The 14,938-nt window shown below is 66.2% G+C and carries 11 protein-coding genes; 7 read left to right on the top strand and 4 right to left on the bottom strand.

All coding sequences use genetic code 11. The features are described 5' to 3' along the window. The first annotated feature begins 83 nt into the window (after nt 1-83). The 3 genes from QX070_RS19500 to QX070_RS19490 all read left to right on the top strand — a co-directional run bounded on the left by QX070_RS19500 (nt 84) and on the right by QX070_RS19490 (nt 3,485). Entirely contained in the window at nt 84-1,010 is a 927-nt protein-coding gene (locus QX070_RS19500) for an SMP-30/gluconolactonase/LRE family protein (protein ID WP_315738612.1), read from the top strand. 183 nt (nt 1,011-1,193) lie between these two features. Continuing rightward, complete coding sequence (locus QX070_RS19495) at nt 1,194-1,787, top strand: GNAT family protein (protein WP_315738611.1); 594 nt, start codon at nt 1,194-1,196, stop codon at nt 1,785-1,787. A 63-nt stretch (nt 1,788-1,850) separates the two neighbouring features. Continuing rightward, the gene (locus tag QX070_RS19490; RefSeq protein ID WP_315738609.1) at nt 1,851-3,485 is read left to right on the top strand and encodes a GMC family oxidoreductase; all 1,635 of its coding nucleotides are present in this window, start codon (nt 1,851-1,853) and stop codon (nt 3,483-3,485) included. Nucleotides 3,486-3,860: 375 nt separating this feature from the next. Here QX070_RS19490 and QX070_RS19485 read toward each other — a convergent pair whose 3' ends face one another. After that, complete coding sequence (locus tag QX070_RS19485; RefSeq protein WP_315738608.1) at nt 3,861-5,006, bottom strand: ABC transporter substrate-binding protein; 1,146 nt, start codon at nt 5,004-5,006, stop codon at nt 3,861-3,863. A 177-nt stretch (nt 5,007-5,183) separates the two neighbouring features. Here QX070_RS19485 and QX070_RS19480 point away from each other — a divergent pair, with 177 nt between their 5' ends. Both QX070_RS19480 and QX070_RS19475 read left to right on the top strand, forming a co-directional pair. Beyond that, nucleotides 5,184-5,975 carry a helix-turn-helix transcriptional regulator gene (locus QX070_RS19480; protein WP_315738607.1) on the top strand — a complete coding sequence of 264 codons (792 nt, stop codon included), beginning with the start codon at nt 5,184-5,186 and terminating at the stop codon, nt 5,973-5,975. 90 nt (nt 5,976-6,065) lie between these two features. After that, a complete protein-coding gene (locus tag QX070_RS19475) occupies nt 6,066-7,244 on the top strand; it encodes a cytochrome P450 (protein WP_315738606.1) in 1,179 nt (392 codons plus the stop codon). A 182-nt stretch (nt 7,245-7,426) separates the two neighbouring features. Here the strand turns inward: QX070_RS19475 and QX070_RS19470 are convergent, their stop codons facing one another. Next, nucleotides 7,427-7,909: a MarR family transcriptional regulator gene (locus QX070_RS19470; protein ID WP_315738605.1), complete on the bottom strand. Its 483-nt coding sequence runs from the start codon at nt 7,907-7,909 to the stop codon at nt 7,427-7,429. 103 nt (nt 7,910-8,012) lie between these two features. Between QX070_RS19470 and QX070_RS19465 the strand changes: the two genes are divergently transcribed. After that, a complete protein-coding gene (locus QX070_RS19465) occupies nt 8,013-8,417 on the top strand; it encodes a VOC family protein (protein ID WP_315738604.1) in 405 nt (134 codons plus the stop codon). An 852-nt stretch (nt 8,418-9,269) separates the two neighbouring features. On the opposite strand, the gene QX070_RS19460 is transcribed toward QX070_RS19465, so the two are convergent. Beyond that, a complete protein-coding gene (locus tag QX070_RS19460; protein WP_315738603.1) occupies nt 9,270-10,862 on the bottom strand; it encodes an ATP-binding protein in 1,593 nt (530 codons plus the stop codon). Nucleotides 10,863-11,139: 277 nt separating this feature from the next. Here QX070_RS19460 and QX070_RS19455 point away from each other — a divergent pair, with 277 nt between their 5' ends. Further along, the gene (locus tag QX070_RS19455) at nt 11,140-13,269 is read left to right on the top strand and encodes a phosphocholine-specific phospholipase C (RefSeq protein WP_315738601.1); all 2,130 of its coding nucleotides are present in this window, start codon (nt 11,140-11,142) and stop codon (nt 13,267-13,269) included. 45 nt (nt 13,270-13,314) lie between these two features. On the opposite strand, the gene QX070_RS19450 is transcribed toward QX070_RS19455, so the two are convergent. Beyond that, nucleotides 13,315-14,826 carry an ATP-binding protein gene (locus tag QX070_RS19450; protein ID WP_315738600.1) on the bottom strand — a complete coding sequence of 504 codons (1,512 nt, stop codon included), beginning with the start codon at nt 14,824-14,826 and terminating at the stop codon, nt 13,315-13,317. Nucleotides 14,827-14,938: the final 112 nt, after the last annotated feature.

The following is a 14,938-nucleotide window of genomic DNA, read 5'->3' as shown; positions in this document are numbered from 1 at the left end:
TGGCAAGCAGCGGCACGTTTGCGATAACCTCACGCCTAACAACAATGCGCCGCAGCGCGGCGACGAAAGCGGGAGGTCGTCCGATGTCCGACATGCGCGTGCTCGCCACCGATCTGGAATTTCCGGAAGGGCCCGTGGTGATGCCCGACGGCTCGGTGGTGCTGGTCGAGATCCGCGGCAAGCGCCTGACGCGGGTGTTTCCCGACGGCCGCAAGGAGGTCGTGGCGCAGATTCCGGGCGGGCCGAACGGCGCAGCCCTCGGGCCCGACGGCAAGATCTACATCTGCAACAATGGCGGCTTCTCCTGGATTCCGACCGGCAAGATGATCATGCCGGGCCCGCAGCCCGAGGACTATCTCGGCGGCTCGATCCAGCGCGTCGATCTGCAGAGCGGCAAGATCGAGACCGTGGTCAGCCGATGCGGCGAGCATGAGCTGCGCGGACCGAATGACCTCGTATTCGACCGCCATGGCGGCCTGTGGTTCTCCGATCTCGGCAAGCGCCGCGCCCGCGACATGGATGTCGGCGCGTTCTACTACCTCAAGCCCGGCATGAGCGAGATCGTCGAGGCCGTCCACGGCATCCTGCCGGCCAATGGCATCGGGCTGTCGCCGGATGAGAAGACCGTCTACATCGCGGAGACGCCGACTGCGCGTCTCTGGGCCTACGATCTCGCCGAGCCCGGCACGGTGAAGCCGCGCGAGGTGATCTATCGCGGCGAGCGCGGCCGGCCGATCGCGGGCCTCGGCGGCTACCAGATGTTCGATTCGCTCGCGGTCGAGGCGAACGGCAATGTCTGCGTCGCCACGCTGGTGACCGGCTGCATCAGCGTGATCGCGCCCGACGGCACGCTGGTCGAGCAGGTGCCGACCGGTGACCGCGTCACGACCAACATTGCCTTCGGCGGTCCCGAGCTGAAGACCGCCTACATCACGCTGTCGGGCAGGGGTGAGCTGGTGACGATGGACTGGCCGCGGCCGGGCCTGCCGCTGAATTTTCTGAACAAGTAGGACAGCTGGGCATCGTCATGACGCTGCGCGGATGATAACGAGCAACGTAGAACGTTCTCGGAATTGCTCCTCATGGTGAGGAGCGCCGTAGGCGCGTCTCGAACCATGAGGCCCGACCTCGGCCTCATCCTTCGAGACGCAGCGCTGCGCGCTGCTCCTCAGGATGAGGGGAAGGAGTGTCAAATGCCCTTTCTCGAACCAGTCACCCTCCGCGGCGCGCACGCCAGCCTCGTGCCGCTGTCATCAGACCATCACGACGCGCTGGTCGAGGCCGTCAGCGACGGCGAATTGTGGAAGCTGTGGTACACCGCAGTTCCGAAACCCGAGACCATGGCCAAGGAGATCGAACGCCGGCTCGGCCTGTTCGCGGCCGGCAGCATGCAGCCGTTCACGGTGCTCGACGCCGACGGCCGCGTCGCCGGCATGACCACCTACATGAACGTCGATGCCGCCAGCCGCCGCGTCGAGATTGGCTCGACTTGGTATGCGAAGCGGGTGCAGCGCAGCGCGCTCAACACGCAGTGCAAGCGGCTGCTGCTGGCGCACGCCTTCGAGGCGATGAACTGCATCGCGGTCGAGTTCCGAACGCATTTCTTCAACCACCAGAGCCGTCGCGCCATCGAGCGGCTCGGCGCCAAGCAGGACGGCATTTTGCGCAGCCACCAGATCGCGCCGAACGGCACGCTGCGGGATACCGTCGTCTACAGCATCACCGCGGCCGAATGGCCGACCGTGAAGGCGCATCTGGACTACCAATTGAATGACAAGCCGCGCTGATCGCGCTATGGCCGCTTGCCGCCTGGCGCGGCGGACGATGACGAGACCGGGACGAACGACCAGATGGATATCTTCGACTATGTGATCGTGGGCGCCGGCTCTGCCGGCTGCGTGCTGGCGAGCCGCCTCAGCGAGGACCCCCAGGTCACGGTGTGCGTGCTGGAGGCGGGGCCGCGCGACTGGCACCCCTACATCCATCTGCCGGCCGGCTTCATCAAGACCTTCTACATGAAGAGCATCAACTGGGGCTATCAGCAGGAGCCGGGACCGTACACGGCGGGGCGCAGCATCTACGCGCCGCGCGGCAAGACGCTCGGCGGCTCCTCCTCGATCAATGGCCATGTCTACAATCGCGGCCAGCGCCAGGATTTTGATACCTGGGCGCAGATGGGCAATCGCGGCTGGAGCTATTCCGACGTGCTGCCGCACTTCAAGCGCATGGAGAAGCGCATCGGCGCCGGCGAGGATCAGTATCGCGGCCGCGACGGCAGCCTCATCGTGACCACCATGGAGTGGAAGGACACGCTGTGCGAGGCCTTCATGGATGGCGCGGTCTCGCTCGGCATCCCGCGCAACCCGGACTACAACGGCGCGATCCAGGAGGGCGTGTCCTACGTTCAGCGCACCATCCAGAACGGCCGCCGCGTGTCGTCGGCAACCGCGTTCCTGCGTCCGGCTAGCAAGCGGCCGAACGTCGAGGTTCGCACCCACGCCCACGCCACCGGCGTTGTGCTGGAAGGCAAGCGCGCGGTCGGCGTGCGCTATCACCGCGGCGGGCGCGGCGGCGTGCCGGTCGAGGTGCGCGCGCGCAAGGAGGTGATCCTGTCCGGCGGCGCCTATAACTCGCCGCAGCTGCTGCAGCTGTCCGGCATCGGCGCGCCCGAGCTGCTGCAGGAGCACGGCATCGAGGTGTGTCATGCACTCCGAAGCGTCGGCGAGGGCCTGCAGGACCACTACGCGCCGCGCACCGTCGCGCGCGTCAAGAACATCAAGACCGTCAACGAGCTCGCGCGCGGCCTCAATTTGTGGGGCGAGGCGCTGAAATGGGCGGTGACGCGGCGCGGCATCCTGTCGCTGTCGCCGACCATGGTCTACTGCTTCTGGCATTCCGGCGAGACCGCCGAAAGCTCCGATCTGCAGCTCACCTTCACGCCGGCGAGCTACAAGGAGGGTGTGCAGGGCCAGCTCGAGGACGAGCCCGGCATGACGGTCGCGTCGTGGCAGCAGCGACCGGAGAGCCGCGGCTATGTGCGGCTGCGCTCGGCCGATCCGTTCGATCAGCCGCTGATCCAGACCAACTATCTCACCGCCGAGCTCGATCGCCGCGTCGTCGTCGCCGGCATGAAGCTGGCGCGTCGCCTGCTGGCCTCGGCGCCGCTCGCGCCATACTACGCTTACGAGGATTTCCCCGGCCCGAAGGTGCAGAGCGACGATGAGCTCCTGGCCGCGGCGACGCAGCGCGCCACCACCACCTTCCACCCCGGCTGCTCCTGCCGCATGGGCCCGGCGGAGTCGACCTGGGCCACCGTCGACGACCAGCTCCGCGTCCACGGCCTTCAGGGCCTGCGCGTCGCCGATGCCTCGATCATGCCGCGCATGATCTCCGCCAACCTCAATGCTGCGACCTTGATGATCGGCGACAAGGCGGCGGATTTGATTTTGGGCAAGGCGCCGGTGGCGGAGAGGCTGTCGGCGTAGTGGGGCGCCCCACACTCGGCACTTGCTTGGAGGTCGGGCAATCACCCCAGCGGAGGTGAGCTCCCCTCCCCCTTGCGGGGAGGGGTCGGGGGTGGGGGTCCACGGGCGCTGAACTCCGTTGTGGGCGCGCTGTCGGCAGGGCGCTGTTGTTTCGCAAGAGCGAACCACGATATCTGCAAGTCGTGATCTATCGCACGAGTCAAAGCAAGCCGAGGGTGGCCCGGCGAGCTAACGATGTGGACACGGTTCGGAGCTCTCAATCGCTCATCATTTAGAGCAGGACTCGCGGACCCCCCACCCCCGCCCCCTCCCCGCAAGGGGGAGGGGAGCTCACTGCCCGTGCGGCAGGCGGCGGTCACGCGCGACGTGCACAAACTACTTCACCAGCCTGAATCTCCCGCCCTCGACCTTGATCAGAAACGCCGAGCGCTCGTCGTAGCCGTTGTGGTCGGTCGGGCTCATGTTGGACAGGCCGTTGTTGAGATAGACGTCCTTGCCGCGCTCCAGCGCGTCGCGCAGGGCGCTACGAAACTCCGGGGTGCCGGGCTTGGCGGCCTTCAGTGCGCCGGGAATCGCGCCCTTTAGCAAGGTGACCGTGTCCCACAGATGCGCGGCGAAGATGTTCGGCTTGTCGCCGTTGGCGGCCTGATAGGCGGTCACGAATGCGTCGTTGGCCCGACGGAACGGATCCTCAGGCGCGAGATCGTCGGCGATCGAGAACGCCTCGCCGGCGAATACCGCACCCTCGACATTCTCCTTGCCGAGCTTGATGAACTCCTGCGTCGCGACGCCGTGGGTCTGGAAGATCTTGCCCGCATAGCTGCGCTCGCGCAGCGCCTGCTGCGGCAGCACAGCCGGCGTGCCGGCCGAGGCGATGAACACCGCATCCGGATTGGTGGCGATCACCTTGAGCGCCTGGCCGGTGACGCTGGTGTCGCCGCGGGCATAGACCTCGTGGGTGGTCACCGTGAGCCCGAGCTTCGGCGCCAGCTTCGTCACCTCCTGATAGTAGCCTTCGCCATAACCGTCGGACACGCCGATGAAGCCGAGTGTCTTCACCCCCGTCTTGGCGATGTATTTGAGCATCGCCGCGGCCATGATGTCGTCATTGGGCACGACCTTGAACGCCCATCTGCGCTTGTCGTCCATCGGCTGCACGATCGCGGTCGAGGCCGCCAGCGACAGCAGCGGCGTCCTGCTTTCGAGCGCGACGTCGAGCAGCGGCATGGTGACCGGCGTCAGCGACGAGCCGATGATGACGTCGACACCATCCTGGATCACCAGCCGACGCGCGTTCTGCAATCCCTTCACGCTGTCGGATTCGTCGTCGAGCGCGATATAGACGATCTTCTCGCCGCCGATCTCCTTCGGCAGCGCAGCTACCGCCTTGATCTGCGGCTGCCCGAGCGCCGAGCCGGGCCCGGTTGCGGACACCACGATACCGACCTTGATGTCGGCGCGCGCGGGCGAGCCGAAAGCCATCGTTGCAGCAATTCCGATCGCCGTGAGCGCGGCTCTCATCGTGGTTCCTCCCCGTTGAGCGTGCTCGGCGCGTTGACTGGCCGAGACTTTGGCCGATGAGCGTAGCCGGACTGGCGGCCCCGTGTCTGTCCCCGTGGTTGGTGACGCGGGGCGGCGCTTCCAGCCGAGGCGGGTTGCTGCTAGGTTTCGGCGAACAAAGAGATCCGGGAGGAACGCATGGAGGCTCAGGGGCCTGGTATCGACGCGGCCGGCGCCGTCGGCGCGATGGTGCTCGCGATCGGACAGCCCGAGTTTCCGCAAGTCCTGATCGAGACGCTGCGCACCGTTGCCGATGTCGGCCACTGCATGGTGTTCACCTTCGAGAACCAGCGCTCGGCGCGCTGCCTGCTCAGCACGGGGAACATCGCGATCGGGCCTGATCTCGGCGCGGCCTATTCGGAGCATTTCCACACGGCCGATCCAAACCGGGACACGATCTTCCGCAGGCGCGCGGACGCGCGCTACATCCTGCTGCCGAATTTCGCGCGCCGCATGTACCCGAAGGGCTACCGCAAGCTGTTCTTCGAAGATTCCGAGATCGTCGACAAGGCTGCCACCGCGATCTGGGTCGGCGAGCACTGCACCTACGTGAACTTCTATCGCACCGCTGTGCAAGGCGGTTTTGCGCCCCACGAGCGCCAGCGCATCGCCGCGGTCGCCCCGATCGTGGGGGCCATCGTCGCGCGTCATTGCCAGGATCGCGCCGCCGCGATGGATCCGGCCGACAAATTTGCTTCGTTGTTTGCCGCCGGCGGACCGCTGTCGGTGCTGACCGCGCGGGAGAAGGACGTCTGCCGTCGCATCCTCGAAGGCTTCACCTCCGAGGCGATCGCCGGGGATCTTGGCATCGCCCTCAACTCCGTCTTCACCTATCGCAAGCGCGCCTATGAAAGGCTCGGCATCGCCTCGCAGAACGAGCTGTTTGCGATCGCCCTCCGCCTGATGGCGACACCGCGGCCGCTGAACTGAGCGAGGAGGGCTCGCCTGCTGTCACCCATCGCCGGGACAGACGTTGCCGGAGCGTGCAGCTAGCCTGCGCCGTCAGACCGGAGACCGAGAGTGAGCACAGCACCGCGCTTCGATATCGATACCGCCACCTTCTGGGCCGATCCCTATCCGGCGCTGGCGCGCATGCGCCAGGAGGCGCCGATCGCCTTCGTGCCGCAGCTCGGCAGTACGCTGTTGTGCCGTCGCGACGACATCTTCGTGTCCGAGAAGCAGATCGACGTCTTCAGCTCGCATCAGCCGCAGGGCCTGATGAACCGGCTGATGGGCCACAACATGATGCGCAAGGATGGCGCGGCGCACATGGCCGAGCGCCAGGCGATCGCGCCGGCGGTGTCGCCGCGGGCCGTGCGGGTGCACTGGCTGGCGCAGTTCCAGGCCCATGCCGACCGGCTGATCGACGCGCTCGATCCCACCGCCGACGTGGACCTCGTCCGCGACTTCGCATTGCCGTTCTCGGCCGAGTGCCTGAAGCTGATCACCGGCCTCACCAACATGCGCTTTCAGGACATGAATGCGTGGTCGCAGGCGATGATCGACGGCATCGCCAACTACACCGCCGATCCCGCGGTCGAGGCGCGTTGCAGCGCCGCGACTGCCGGCATCGACGCCGCAATCGACGACATGCAGCCGGTGCTGGAGAAGACCCCGAACCAGAGCCTGCTTGGCGTGATGCTTGCCACGCAAATGCCGATGGAGAGCATCCGCGCCAACATCAAGCTCGCCATCTCGGGTGGCCAGAACGAGCCGCGCGATGCGATCGCCGGCACGGTGTGGGCGCTGCTGACGCATCCCGATCAGCTCGCGCTGGCCCTCAATGGCGAGGTGCGCTGGCTGCAGGTATTCGAGGAATATGCCCGCTGGATCTCGCCGATCGGCATGACGCCCCGGCGCATCGCCAAGCCCTGGACGATTCGCGATGTCGCCTTCGAACCGGAGGAGCGCGTGTTCCTGATGTTCGGCTCGGCCAACCGCGACGAGACGCATTTTTCCGAGCCGGATCGCTTCGACATCCGCCGCGACGTCTCCAAGAGCATCGCCTTCGGCGCCGGTCCGCATTTCTGCGCCGGCGCCTGGGCCTCGCGGGCGATGATTGCCGAGGTCGCATTGCCGACGCTGTTTGCGCGGCTGCCGAACCTGAGGCTCCGAAACACCGAGCCCGTGCGCATCGGCGGCTGGGCCTTCCGCGGCCTGCTGAATCTGCCGGTGACCTGGAACGCGGGGCCGAATTGACGGACGCAATCCTCTTGCGTCGCGACCATCGACATTCCGGGGCAAGGCCGTAGGCCTTGAACCCGGAATCTCGAGATTGTGTCGGCACCCGCAACCGCGTAGTTGGACGAGATCACATAGCTCGCGGCCAGCGTGAAGCAGTCGTCCCAGGTGATAGGTGAAGGCTGAGGTGCCAAAACGACCTAGAGGCCGGTGAGCAATTTCTTGAGAAGAGCGTTGAGCGTCTTCTGTTCCGCCGGTGTCAGGACGGAAATCAATCGTGCCTCCAGGGCCACCATTGGACCAATCAGATCGTCGATCGCGCGCTTGCCGGCAGGGGTTAAAGCAATTTGCCTGCCACGTCGGTCATTGGGATCGGGGTATCGTTCGACCAATCCGGCGCGCTCCAACCGATCGAGGCGGTTCGTCATGCCGCCTGAAGAGATCATTGCCGCTTCATAGAGCTGGGTCGGTGAAAGCATATAGGGCTCACCGGCGCGCCTGAGGGGCGTGAGGACGTCAAACTCGCCAACCTGTAGCCCTGCTTCTGCGAGCAATGGGTTCATGTGGTCGCGGATCACCCGTGCGGCGGCGTCAAGCAAACGCCCCACGAGCTCTACAGGCAGCGTTGGAAGATCAGGGCGCTCGCGAGCCCATTGTTTTGAAGCGATCTCGGCACGATCCATGGGCAAGTGTCTTTCGATAAAGTATCTTGATATTAAGATACATTTGGACTACCGCTATGAGGCGAGACGACAGCTTGGCCTCAGAGGTCTTGGAAGGAAAGCGATGCCCAACATGATTTTGGTGAACTTCCCCGTGAGAGATCTCGCCGCGTCGACAGCATTCTACGTTGCCCTTGGTGGGGCGGTGAACTCACAGTTTTCCGGCGAAAGCTCGACGTCCCTCATGTTCACGAACACGATCGGTGTGATGCTGCTGACCCACGATCAATATCGCGAATTCACCAAACGCCCGATCGGCGACGCTCGACGCGAGAGTCAGGCTATGTTCGCCCTTACGGTCGCCGACCGCGATGCCGTTGATGCAACCCTAACTCGCGCTGTTGCTGCGGGCGGACGCGCCGATCCCAACCCAGCTCAGGATCTCGGCTTCATGTACAACCGCCACATTGAAGACCCGGATGGCTACGTTTGGGAAATCGTGTGGATGAACTCGTCAGCAAACACCTAAACGTGGAAGATTACCCCATAAGCACAGATCACTCATGCCGGCGTCTCCTCGGGGTGCCTGTGAATCGAGCCGCCCTTGTCCCGCAAGCAATTCAATAGGCCCTGAGCCGAGGATGTCTCCCGCCGGGCGACCTGCTCGAATACAGGCCTGATGGCGCCGAGGAGCCGCAGCGACGCCTTGCTGGGTGAGCGGCGCTGCTTTCATCCTGGCGTGAGCTTCCAGGCAGTCCGGCATCCCGCGCACGCAACAAAATTTTCCTTTCGCTTTTTCGGAAAATGTGCTTATCTCCTGCCAACCCGCCTCGTGCAGAGGGACGTACGCGTCGTCACGATACGTGGAGGTGGGGGGCGATGGACGTGATGGCTGCGCCAGACGAGCGCAGTCGGCGCGTACGGAGAAGTCGTGTGGTCCTGGCCTCTCGACGCTGAGGTCAAGTCCGCGGTCGTTGCTTGACGGCACGCGCGGACGATGGGGGCAAGACAGCCGATCCCCAGGGAGATCACGTATAATTCGTAGAGCCATCGCGCAGGGAAGGCCGGGATGTCTCGGCCGAACCTGTGGTTCCTGCCCCGTGCATTCTTTCCGCACGGGGGCCATGGGGGCGGCGAGCTCCCGGCCTTCCCTGCGCCCTCTCGTTGTTGGGGAGGGGACGTGACCGCCGCATCACTCGGGCCTCATCAGCTGCGAGAGCGTGTACTCATGAGCAGAATGGGCGGATGTGAGATCAGCATGAGCCTCTACAAGCTCCGCCGTCACGCCCGGCTTCGCGGGTGATGACAGACATGGCGAGGATGGGCTGTTGGAAACGTCGATCAGATGTCGGACGCGCGACCGCAACGACCGATGTCAGTCTCACGCCTCCAGCGCAGTGCGGATCATGCGCGCAAGATCGGCGCTGACGTAGGGTTTGGCGAGCAGCAGCACGTCGGCATCGAGCCGCCCATGATGCACGATCGCGTTCTCCGTGTAGCCCGATGTGTAGAGCACCTTCAGCCCGGGACGGCGCTTCTCGGCCTCGATCGCGAGCTGGCGGCCGTTCATGCCGCCTGGAATGATGACGTCGGTGAACAGCAGGTCGATCCGTTCCGGATTGTCGATCAGCGCCAGGCCCTCGGCGGCGTTGCTCGCGGCGAGCGTGCGATAGCCGAGACGGCGCACCTGAGCCACGACGTAGTCGCGCACCAGCGCATCGTCCTCGACGATCAGGATGGTCTCGTCGCCCTGTGCGACAGCCGGCCGGCCGGGCTCGGCCGCCGGCGGCTCCGGCGCGCTCGCGGCCCGCGGCAGATAGAGCTTGACCGTCGTGCCGTGGCCTTCCTCGCTGTAGATCTTGACGTGGCCGTTCGACTGCTTGACGAAGCCATAGACCATGCTGAGGCCGAGACCCGAGCCCTTGCCGACGTCCTTGGTGGTGAAGAACGGCTCGAACACCTTGTCGAGCAGCGGGGCGGGAATGCCCTGGCCGGTGTCGCTGACCGCGATCATGACGTAGCTTCCGGGCTTGGCGTCGCGGTTCAGTTGCGCGTAGTGCTCGTCGAGCGTGACGTTCTTGGTCTCCAAGGTCAGCTTGCCGCCGTCCGGCATCGCGTCGCGCGCGTTGAGCGCGAGGTTGAGGATCGCCGTCGACAATTGGCTCGGATCGATCAGCGCCGGCGCGCTGTCATGGGCCAGCATCGATTCGATCTCGATCTGCTCGCCGAGCGTCGGCCGCAGCAGACGGCCGGCTTCGACGACGAGCGCATTGATGTCGGTGGCGCGGGGCTGCAGCGGCTGGCGGCGCGAGAAGGCAAGCAGGTGCCGGGTCAGATCGGCGCCGCGCTCGGCGGCGGCGCTGATCATGCCGGCGATGCCGGCGAGCTGGGGCTTGTCCTTGACCGCATCGGCGAGGATCTCGATCGTCCCGGTGATGACGGTCAGGATGTTGTTGAAGTCGTGCGCGACGCCGCCGGTGAGCTGGCCGATCGCCTCCATCTTCTGTGCCTGACGGACCTGGGCCTCGTTGGCCTCGATCTCCTGGAATCGTCGCACCATCGCCTCCGCGGCGCGGCGCTGGCGGATCTCCTCCTCGAGCTGCGCATAGGCCTTCTGCAAAGTGATGCGCGTCGGCAGCACCAGAAGCTGCGGCAGCATCTTGATCATGACGACGATGATTCCGATCGAGGTGACGCCAAGAAAGATGTTGATGAGGCCCGTGATGGTCGAGGTCGGCACCCAGAGATCGACGATCGCCAGCAGGCGCGTGACCCCGACGACGGCCACGAAGGTCGCAAGCGCTCCGACGATGCCGCGGAACATCACGTCGCGCCAACGCCGCCGCAGAAACGTGCCGACCACGAAGGCGATGGTGAAGAAGGCGCTGGCGACCAGTCCGTTGGACACGACCTGCAGCCATATCCATACCGGCGCTCCCTGCAGACCCGCCGCTTGCACCGTCAACGTCGGCATATGCAAATCATCCTCAAAAACGCAACGCGCCAAACCCGGGGGCGGCCCGGCCTGTCGTCGTCTCAACCCGAACGGATCATTCAGCTTTTCGCCTCTGGCGCAAGGGCAATGGCGGCTTCGACGCGGATCGCGGCAGGGCGCCTTCGCGCCGCCGCGAATGCCGCACCGCCGCGCGGCGTCAAAAGCCTGCCACACATCCTTTACCGGCCGGTCACGCGGCTGTTAACGCGCCGACCTAAGTCGCTCGACACCGTCATCACCATGGGGAATGAACGAGATGTCGAACACGATCGCGCACAACCGGCGCGAGTTCCTGCGGCTGCTCGGAGCGTCGGCTGCGACCGCGGCCCTCGGCCAGAGCATCGAGCGCGCGCATGCCATTCCGGCGTTCAACCGCCACGGCAGCATCGAGGACGTCAAGCACATCGTTGTGCTGATGCAGGAGAACCGCGCCTTCGATCATTACTTCGGCGCGATGCGCGGCGTGCGCGGCTTCAACGATCCGCGCGCCGTGAAGCTGCCGAACGGCAACCCGGTGTGGCAGCAGCCGGGCGGCACGGGATCGGTGATGCCGTTCCGCGTCGACAATGCCGGCCAGGTCTATGTCGAGGACGTGGCGCATGGCTGGAACGACGGCCAGAAGGCCTGGAACAACGGCAACTACGACAAGTGGATCGCCAACAAGGGCACCACGACGATGACCTGCATGAATCGGCAGGATCTGCCCTGGCACTATGCGCTCGCGGACGCCTTCACGGTGTGCGATTCGTATTTCTGCTCGGTGATGGGCCCGACCGATCCGAACCGCTACTACTTGTGGACCGGCTGGGACGGCAACGACGGCAAGGGCGGCGGCCCGGTCATCACCAATGCGGAAGCCGGCTACGACTGGACCACGTTCCCGGAGCGGCTGGAGAAGGCGGGCATCTCCTGGAAGGTCTACCAGGACATCGGTCTCGGCCTGACGGCGGAAGGCTTCTGGGGCTGGACCCAGAATCCGTGGATCGGCAATTACGGCGACAACTCGCTGCTGTATTTCCACCAGTATCAGAACTCGCAGCCGGGCAGTCCGCTGTACGAGAAGGCGCTGCGCGGCAGCAACATCGCCAAGGGCGGCACGTTCGAGAACCTGTTCGACGGGCTGCGCAACGACGTGCGCAACGGCACGCTGCCGCAGGTGTCGTGGATCGCAGCTCCCGAAGCGTTCAGCGAGCATCCGAACTGGCTGCCGGGGCCGGGCGCCTGGTACATCTCCAAGGTGCTCGACATCCTGACGTCGAATCCGGAACTGTGGAGCAAGACCGCGCTGATCATCAACTACGACGAGGGCGGCGGATTCTTCGACCATGCCGTCGGCCCGTATCCGGCGATGTCGCAGGCCTGGGGCCAGTCGACCGTCGATGTCAGCACGGACCTCTTCGCCGGCGACGGCAGCCACGTGGCTGGTCCCTACGGCCTTGGCGTGCGCGTGCCGATGCTGGTGGTGTCACCGTGGTCGCGCGGCGGCTTCGTGTGCTCGGAAGTGTTCGATCACACCTCGGTGATCCGCTTCATCGAGCGCCGCTTCCATCACAAGGCGCCTGATTTGTTCGAGAGCAACATCCCGGCCTGGCGGCGCGCGGTGTGCGGCGATCTCACCTCGGCGTTCAACTTCACCTCGCCCAACGAAGGCATGGCGCCGCTGCCGAGCACGGCCGGCTACAAGCCGCCGGCCGCCGACATCACCTCCGGTGCCCGCTTCGACGACTATCACCCGGTTCCGCCGGCCAAGCAGGTATTGCCGCTGCAGGAACCAGGCATCCGCCCGGCGCGCGCGCTGCCCTACGATCTCCGCGTCGACGGCGATGCCGACGCCGCGCACAGGACGTTTGCGATCCGCTTCGTCAATCCGGGGCAGGCGGGCGTCTGCTTCCACGTCCGCTCCGGCAACACCGCGGCCGGACCGTGGAGCTACACCGTCGAGGCAGGCAAGTCGCTGCGGGGCGCATGGGACCTTGCGGCCAGCGCCGGCCAGTACGATCTGTCGGTGTACGGGCCGAACGGCTTCTTCCGCCACTTCAAGGGCGGCGTCGCCACCACCGCGGCGCTGGTCGATGTCGACACCGTCCATCTCTGCGATTGGGACGACGGCGACGATTCGCGCAGCCTCGCGATCGCGCTCACCAACAAGGGGGCGAGCTGCGTCGTGACGCTGGCCGACAACTACACCGGACGCAGCGAGCGGCACCGCCTGCAGCGCGGACAGCGGCTCGAGACGCGGGTTCGCCTGCAGCAGACCCATGGCTGGTACGATCTGACGGTCACGACTGATACCGATGCCAACTTCAACTGGCAGCTCGCGGGTCATGTCGAGAACGGCCGGCCCAGCATCAGCGACCCGGCGATGGGCAGGATCGCCGCGACCTGATCGCGAACGATATCGGGATGCGCCCGGAGCGATCCGGGCGCATCCTCAAGATGATGAGGTGACGAGACTTTGCTCGGCGTCGTCGGCATTGGGATCACCCGGCGCGGTGGCCCAGGCGAGTTCGACCAAAGTGACGATGCGGCGGCCGGCGCCATCGAGCTGGCAGACGATGAGGCCCTGGTCCTCGATATAGGTCAGCAGGCGCTGCGCCCGCCGCAACGAGTGCGAGCCATAGGCGCGGGCGATCGCGGCATCGCTCGGGCAGGGGCGGCCGTCCTTGGCGGCGCGGGCGATCATCATGAACACGCCCTGCATGTCCTCTGGGAGCAGCGAGGCGCGCAGCGTGACGTCCCGCCAGCCGGCGTCGTCGGCCGTCTCGTCGCCGCCGAGCCCCGCGCGGGCGCGCGTCAGCATGCGGCGGAACTCGTTGAGGTCTGGCACCGCCGTGCCCAGCCCCTCGATGCGGCAGCGGACGACGAACTCCTGATAGAGCACGCCGACGGCGCGAAAGCCGGCGTCGGGCTCGGCCAGCACGGCGCGCAGCACGCGCTCGACGCGGGCGCGGCGCTCGGCGAGCTCCTCCTCGCTGACGGCGGGCGCCGGCGGTTCGGGGCGCAGCTCGAGCGCGGCGGACTTCGCCGCCATCAACTGGTCGAGCAGCTCGGGCTGCGGCTTGCGCTGCGGCCTCGCGTTCGTCTCGGGCGGCGGTGCGGCGAGAATCACCGCGCGGGCGTCCTCGAGCGAGGCCTCCGGCAGCGGCATCAGCCGCGGCGTCGCGTTGCGCGGCTTGGTGTCAGTCGGGCCGATGCGCAGGCCCAGCGGCCGGCGCGACAGCGCGGGGCCCAGCGCCATGAACTGGCCGCGCTCGAGGTCGCGGAACGCCTCGGCCTGGCGCCGCTCCATGCCGAGCAGGTCGGCAGCGCGGGCCATGTCGATGTCGAGGAAGGTGCGGCCCATGAGGAAGTTCGAGGCCTCGGCCGCGACGTTCTTGGCGAGCTTCGCCAGTCGTTGCGTCGCGATCACGCCCGCCAAGCCGCGCTTGCGGCCGCGGCACATCAGGTTGGTCATCGCGCCGAGCGAAGCCTTGCGGGCCTCGTCGGAGACTTCGCCCGCGACGGCCGGTGCGAACAGCTGGGCCTCGTCGACCACGACGAGCATCGGGTACCAGTGGTCGCGGGAGATCTCGAACAGGCCGTTGAGAAAGGCGGCCGCGCGCCGCATCTGATTCTCGGCATCGAGGCCTTCGAGGTTGAGGACCGTCGAGACGCGATGCATCCGCGCCCGTTCGCCGGCGACCTGCAGCGCGCGCTCGGTGTGATCCTCGGCCGCGATCACGAGATGGCCGAATCGCTCGGCGAGCGTGACGAAGTCGCCCTCCGGATCGATGATCGTCTGCTGCACCCAGGGCGCGCTCTGCTCCAGCAGGCGGCGCAAGAGATGCGACTTGCCGGAGCCGGAATTGCCCTGCACCAGGAGCCGGGTCGCCAGGAGTTCCTCGAGGTCGAGAGCTGCAGGCGATCCCGCCGCCGTCTGCCCCATCTCGATCGCAACCGTCATGTGCCCCGACTCAACCCCGCCTCACGCAGAGGCTGGCGCTTAACAAGCGCAGGCGCGCACGTCGAGCGTTTGCGGTGGACTGTCCCAAATTGCGAGATCGGCTGTGGATGGA

Origin of the sequence: Bradyrhizobium sp. SZCCHNR1093 (assembly GCF_032381175.1) — a bacterium.
Lineage (GTDB): Bacteria > Pseudomonadota > Alphaproteobacteria > Rhizobiales > Xanthobacteraceae > Bradyrhizobium.
The sequence above is the reverse complement of the archived record's forward strand: the minus strand, read 5'-3'. Positions and strand labels throughout refer to the sequence as shown.